The sequence below is a fragment of the Streptomyces sp. bgisy100 genome (assembly GCF_057709105.1).
Genome location: NZ_JBYITE010000107.1, coordinates 1 through 1,628 on the forward strand (window position 1 = coordinate 1; position 1,628 = coordinate 1,628).

Below are 1,628 nucleotides of genomic sequence, written 5' to 3' on the forward strand. Positions count from 1 at the left end.
CTGGCAGCCCGGATATGCGCCGACGTCTGGCGGGTATTGCCGGGCAGGACCTACGAGCGGCGGGCCAGCAGGTGCGCGTCGAGGAAACCCCGTTCAGAGGCCGGATCGTGGAGCAGCCGGGCGAAGGGATCGAGCCCGGCATCGGCCAGCAGTTCGGCGAGGCTATCTGCCGGCCAGCTGTAGGCGGGCGCCACTTTGTGGTTGAAGCGAACCGGTTCTTGTCCGTCGGTCCCGAAGAAGGAGACCAGGAGCAGGCCATCCGGCGCCAGGACGCGTACCTGTTCGGAGAGTAGCTCCGGCAGCTCCCCCGGAGGGGTGTGGATCATCGAGTAGTGGGCCAGCACGCCGCCGAGCGCGCCGTCCTCGATCGGCAGGGATTCCATCCGCGCCTCTTGGAAGCGCAGCGCCGGATGGGCCTGCCGGGCGTGGTCGACCATGCCGGGGGCAAGGTCGAGTCCGAAGGCGTCCAAGCCCAGTTCGTGCAGCATGGCTGTCAGATGTCCGGGCCCGCACCCGACGTCCGCTGCCCGCGGGTTGCCCGTCGCGCGCACCAGTTCGGCGAAGGTGCCGATCATGGCCCGGGAGAAAGGCTGTGTCTCCAGCCGGTTTGCGAACAGCGATGCGTACAGCTCGACGACACCGTCGTAGGCCGTCCTGGTGTCGTCCTGATGATTTGCCACGGGCAGGACTCTATAGCCGGTCTGATAATTGATCTTGTGGCGGGTCGAGGTGAGTTGACGGATGCGGCATGGGGGCGAATAGAGCCCCTGTTGCCGCAGGTGGACGGACGCGGCCGTCCGTGGCGTGATCACCGGCAGGTGGTCAACGGGGTGCTGTGGCGGCTGCGGACCGGGGCCCCGTGGCGCGACCTACCCGAGCGGTATGGGCCGTGGCAGACCGTCTACGAGCGGTTCGCCCGCTGGGAGGCCGATGGCACATGGGCGAAGCTGCTGGAACACGTCCAGGTCCGTGACGATGCGGCGGGCCGGGTGGAGTGGACCGTCGCCGTCGACTCCACGGTCAACCGGGCCCATCAGCATGCCGCAGGCGCCCGTAAAAGGGGGACGTGGACGGGGACGAACTGGAAGATCCGGGCCGCTCGCAGGCGTGCCAGGCACTCGGTCGGTCTCGGGGCGGGTTGACCACCAAGGTCCATCTCGCCGTCGACCGCCGGGGGCTGCCGCTGTCGATTGTGCTCACACCCGGAAACGTCAACGACGCCACAGCATTCGCCGATGTCCTCAATGGGGTACGCACTCCTCGGGCCGGCACGGGCCGTCCGCGCACGACACCGGACCGTGTGCTGGGTGATAAGGCGTATTCCAGCAGGGCCATCCGTCATCTGCTGAGGCGTCGGGGTATCGCTGCCACGATCCCCGAGCGCCGCGACCAGGTGGCCAACCGTCGGCGCCGGGGGCGCCGCGGTGGTCGGCCACCCGTCTTCGACACGGAGATCTATCGCGACCGCAACGTGGTCGAACGATGCTTCGCTCGCCTCAAACAGTTCCGCGCGATCGCAACCAGGTTCGACAAGCTCGCGAACCGGTACCGCGCGGGAGTCGTCCTGGCCTCCCTGATCCTCTGGCTCCGTGAAGCGGCCAGGTGATCATTTGTCAGACAGGCCCTAG

General features: G+C 67.9%; 1 protein-coding gene and 1 pseudogene. One reads left to right on the forward strand and one right to left on the reverse strand.

The features are described from left to right. Positions 1 to 50 precede the first annotated feature (50 nt). Positions 51 to 680, reverse strand: coding sequence for a class I SAM-dependent methyltransferase (locus AC3EQ1_RS31260; RefSeq protein WP_098893289.1), 630 nt, complete (start codon positions 678 to 680; stop codon positions 51 to 53). A 36-nt stretch (positions 681 to 716) separates the two neighbouring features. On the opposite strand from AC3EQ1_RS31260, the pseudogene AC3EQ1_RS31265 reads away from it, so the two are divergent. After that, positions 717 to 1,628: pseudogene (locus AC3EQ1_RS31265) on the forward strand (IS5 family transposase).